Source organism: Microcystis sp. M144S2 (assembly GCF_020246065.1).
Taxonomy (GTDB): domain Bacteria; phylum Cyanobacteriota; class Cyanobacteriia; order Cyanobacteriales; family Microcystaceae; genus Microcystis; species Microcystis ichthyoblabe_A.
Genome location: NZ_JADBTR010000148.1, coordinates 1 through 4304 on the forward strand (window position 1 = coordinate 1; position 4304 = coordinate 4304).

Below are 4304 nucleotides of genomic sequence, written 5' to 3' on the forward strand. Positions count from 1 at the left end.
GGGATCAGCACTCCCCTTATCAAGGGGGGATCAAGGGGGGATCAGCACCCCCCTTATCAAGGGGGGATCAAGGGGGGATCAGCACCCCCCTTATCAAGGGGGGATCAAGGGGGGATCAGCACCCCCCTTATCAAGGGGGGATCAAGGGGGGATCAGCACCCCCCTTATTAAGGGGGGATCAAGGGGGGATATACTTACTTGTCAACTAAATAGAACAATTAGCAATAAAATACAATAATAATTTTTACTTTTTACTTAATCGATCATGCTCAAACAGATACGGAAACTACTTATCAATTTTGGTCAACAATGGCGCGATGAAGATTTCATGAAGTCGATTCATCTCATTGAAAACATAGTTTCTAAGGTTTTATCCGTAGCCTTAATTGTTGTTATTATTGTTTCTCTTTATGACCTAGTAGTTATCTTAATCCAAGATTTATTTACTACGGAACCCGTCGGTTTTTTTAGTAAAACTTTAATTGAAATCTTCGGATTATTTCTCAATATTTTGATCGCTTTAGAGTTATTAGAAAACGTCACTGCTTACTTAAGAAAACACATCGTACAGGTTGAATTAGTCGTAGTTACGGCTTTAATTGCCATCTCTCGAAAAATTATTATTTTCGACCCCAATAAATACAGTAAAGATGATTTAATTGCCCTCACTGTGGGAACCTTAGCTTTAGCGGCAAGTTATTGGTTAATCAGGAAAGTTAATCGCGATAATCGTTCTTGAAGTAGTGATTAAGTACCCAGACAGAATTAATCACAGATATTTTTTACTTCTGGAGTTGAGCAGTTCCGGGGTTCTCTCCTGCCAGAGTGTGAATTTAACTTTGTCCAATTACTGATTAGGGAAAGGGGTAGATTTAGAAAACCTAACCCTTCTAAATATTTACTCGACTCTGGAAATATTACCCGCTTTAATCCAACCTTCGCGACCATCGGACAGACGCACACGATGCCATTGGCCATCGCTGCTGGTTCCCACCACACTGACTTTAGTATTATAATCCAGACCGCCGAGACGAGTCGATTCACTGGTAGGTTCAGAGCGCAAACTTAAACCGCTTTGCCATGTCACCCGCGCTTGATAACCCTCGGATTTGGTTTCTCTTTTTGTTGCTTCGGGACTGGGTTTCGGGGAAGCTTTTGGTGTTGGGGTATTAGGAGACTCTTTCACCTCAGCTTGGGGTTTAGCAGCTTTTTCCTCCTTAGTTTCCTCTTTTTTCTCCTCGGTAAAGACGGGTTTAGGAGGATTAGAATTCATGCCAGAGAGAAGCATATAGGCGACAGCAGTGGCCCCACCGACCAGAATCGCCACTCCCATGACAAAACCGACCATAAATTGCAATAAACCAGATAAACGCTTCATATTGGTGCTAAATTAACTGTTAGGATTGACATTAAAACGATCATCGCGAGAGGCTAGACGAGCTTTACCGGACTTAGCCCAATCCTGTAGAAATTGAATCTGTTCTTGGGCAGTGCGGGCCAGGGGTATAATCTGACTAGCGGCCTCAAGCACATCATCGGTGCTAAAGTCGCGATTTTGACTAAACCCGATGTGCATCGCTTCCACGATGGTTTGTTCGATTTCTGCCCCCGAAAAATCGGGAGTTTCGTAGGCTAGTCGCTTTATATCATAACTTTTTAGATTATGCGGCCGGACTTTCCCCAGATGAACGCTAAAAATCTCCTCGCGGGACTTTTGGCTAGGTAGTCCGACAAAAAATATCTCATCGAAGCGTCCTTTTCGCAACATTTCCGGGGGCAAAGATTGGATGTTATTAGCCGTAGCGACGACAAAAACGGGCGATTGTTTCTCCGCTAACCAAGTGATAAAAGTCCCGAAAACCCGCCCGGTGGTTCCTCCGTCGCCTTTCCCATCCACTCCGGCGAAAGCTTTATCAATTTCGTCTATCCACAGCACACAGGGAGCTAAAGCTTCCGCGAGATTAATCATCTGACGGGTGCGCGATTCCGATTCTCCCACCAATCCGCCAAATAAACGCCCCACGTCTAGACGCAGCAGCGGTAAGTGCCAATGATGGGAAATAGCTTTCGCTGTCAGGGATTTACCCGTCCCTTGAATTCCCACCAATAGTAAACCCCGGGGATTGGGTAAACCGTAGGCGCGGGCGCGTTCACTAAAAGCACCACCGCGACGAATTAGCCAGTCTTTGAGGTTATCTAGGCCGCCGATGTCAGAAATCTGCTCTGTGGCGGGATAAAAGTCTAATATCTGGGTTTGACGAATCGATTGGCGTTTTTCTGCCAAAATTAATTCCACGTCCTCTGGCTCAATTTTGCCGTGACTGGCTAAACATTTGGCTAAAACCCGACGAATTCTCTCTAGGGATAATCCTTGGGCAGAAAGCACTAATTCATCCAGGAGTGGTTCTTTGACGGGTTGTCCGGTGGCGGCGATTAATCGCTGAATTTCCTGTTTAATTTCTTCGCCACTGGGGAGGGGAAAATCGACGACGGTGATTACTTCGGTTAGATCCGAGGGGATGGACAGTTCGGGAGCGACGATAATTAGGTTTTTGGGCTGAGATTTCAGGGAACGGGCCAGATTTCGCAATTTTCTGGCGATGGCAATATCTTCTAAAAAGCGCTGGAAATCGCGTAAAATTATGATCGCGGCGATGTTAGTCGGCAGCTTTTCGACGAATTCAAGAGCTTGCAGGGGATTACGCCGAGCAAAGTTCTCATTATTGGGATTATCTTGATAACCATCCACGAAATCCCAGACATAGACAGCACGGTTATGGCTCTGTTTGGCAATATCGGCGATCGCTTTTTCGAGACGTTCTTCTTCTAAGGTGGTAACATAGATGAGAGGATAGCGGGCCCGCAGCAGTAATTCAAATTCTTCACCAAAGCTCATAGCTATTCGTCTATAGTTTTTGCTATTTATATCGTCATCGAAAATTTGGGTCTGAAACCCCGTCGTTCTACGACGGCTTTACCGTTAAATATTAGCGCATTTACACGATATATGCTAAAATATGAGACATGGAAAAAGCCTATTCTTACCGATTTTACCCCACACCCGAACAAGAGTCGCTATTGCGGCGCACATTGGGCTGTGTAAGATTAGTTTACAATAAAGCTCTCCATCTCAGAACACAAGCATGGTACGAAAAGCAAGAAAGAGTAGGATATGTTCAAACTTCTTCAATGTTGACCGATTGGAAAAAACAAGAAGAATTAGAGTTTTTAAACGAAGTTAGCTGTGTACCTTTACAACAAGGGTTAAGACATTTACAAACAGCTTTTACTAATTTCTTTGCTGGTCGTACTAAGTATCCTAGCTTTAAGAAAAAACATCAGGGAGGAAGTGCCGAATTTACCAAGTCTGCTTTTAAATTTAAAGACAGACAAATCTATTTAGCTAAATGCACAGAACCTTTACCTATTCGATGGTCAAGACAAATCCCAGAAAGCTGTGAACCAAGCACAGTAACAGTCAGATTACATCCATCAGGACGCTGGCATATCTCAATAAGATTTGATGACCCAACGATTAAGCCTTTACCAGTAACAGATAAAGCCATTGGAATTGACTTAGGAATTAGTAGCCTCGTGATTACCAGCGATGGCGATAAAGTGTCTAATCCCAAGCATTTTAAAAAGCATTATCGGAGACTGCGAAGAGCATCGAAAAATCTTTCTAGAAAACAAAAAGGCTCAAAGAATCGAGAAAAGGCAAAAATCAAAGTAGCAAGGATTCACGCTCAAATTACTGATAACAGAAAAGACCATTTACACAAGCTAACCACTCAATTAGTTCGTGAAAACCAAACGATTGTGGTTGAGAATTTCGCCGTCAAGAATATGGTCAAAAACCCGAAATTATCTCAGGCAATATCTGATGTAAGCTGGGGAGAAATTACCCGACAATTAGCCTATAAATGCCGTTGGTATGGCAGAAATTACATCGAAATAGATAGATGGTTTCCTAGCTCTAAAAGGTGTAGTAATTGCGGGTATATTGCTGAGAAAATGCCGTTAAATGTTCGAGAATGGGACTGTCCAGACTGTGGGACTCACCATGACCGAGATATTAACGCCAGTAAAAATATTTTGGCCGCAGGGCTTGCGGTGTCAGTCTGTCGAGCGACCATAAGACCAGAACAGAGTAAATCTGGGGCGGCAGGTGCGAAAAATCCTTCGGGAAAGAAGCAGAAACCGTTCGGACCTCGGCGTGAGCTCGGTCGAACGCTGAGCTCACGGCCGAAGCCTAAATCGTGAGGTTTGGGAATCACCGTCCGTTTACGGCGGCGAGGATGTCA

The 4304-nt window shown here is 44.1% G+C and carries 4 protein-coding genes; 2 read left to right on the forward strand and 2 right to left on the reverse strand.

Annotated features, from left to right (window positions below):
• Positions 1-265: 265 nt before the first annotated feature.
• Positions 266-739: a phosphate-starvation-inducible PsiE family protein gene (locus IM462_RS17120; protein ID WP_287700041.1), complete on the forward strand. Its 474-nt coding sequence runs from the start codon at positions 266-268 to the stop codon at positions 737-739.
• Positions 740-898: 159 nt separating this feature from the next.
• Here the strand turns inward: IM462_RS17120 and IM462_RS17125 are convergent, their stop codons facing one another.
• Both IM462_RS17125 and IM462_RS17130 read right to left on the reverse strand, forming a co-directional pair.
• Positions 899-1378 (reverse strand): SH3 domain-containing protein, encoded by a 480-nt coding sequence (locus IM462_RS17125; RefSeq protein WP_287700042.1) that lies wholly within the window; start codon positions 1376-1378, stop codon positions 899-901.
• A 12-nt stretch (positions 1379-1390) separates the two neighbouring features.
• The gene (locus IM462_RS17130; protein ID WP_287700043.1) at positions 1391-2896 is read right to left on the reverse strand and encodes a Ycf46 family AAA ATPase; all 1506 of its coding nucleotides are present in this window, start codon (positions 2894-2896) and stop codon (positions 1391-1393) included.
• Between the two features lie 128 nt (positions 2897-3024).
• Here IM462_RS17130 and IM462_RS17135 point away from each other — a divergent pair, with 128 nt between their 5' ends.
• Positions 3025-4263 (forward strand): RNA-guided endonuclease InsQ/TnpB family protein, encoded by a 1239-nt coding sequence (locus IM462_RS17135; protein WP_287700044.1) that lies wholly within the window; start codon positions 3025-3027, stop codon positions 4261-4263.
• Positions 4264-4304: the final 41 nt, after the last annotated feature.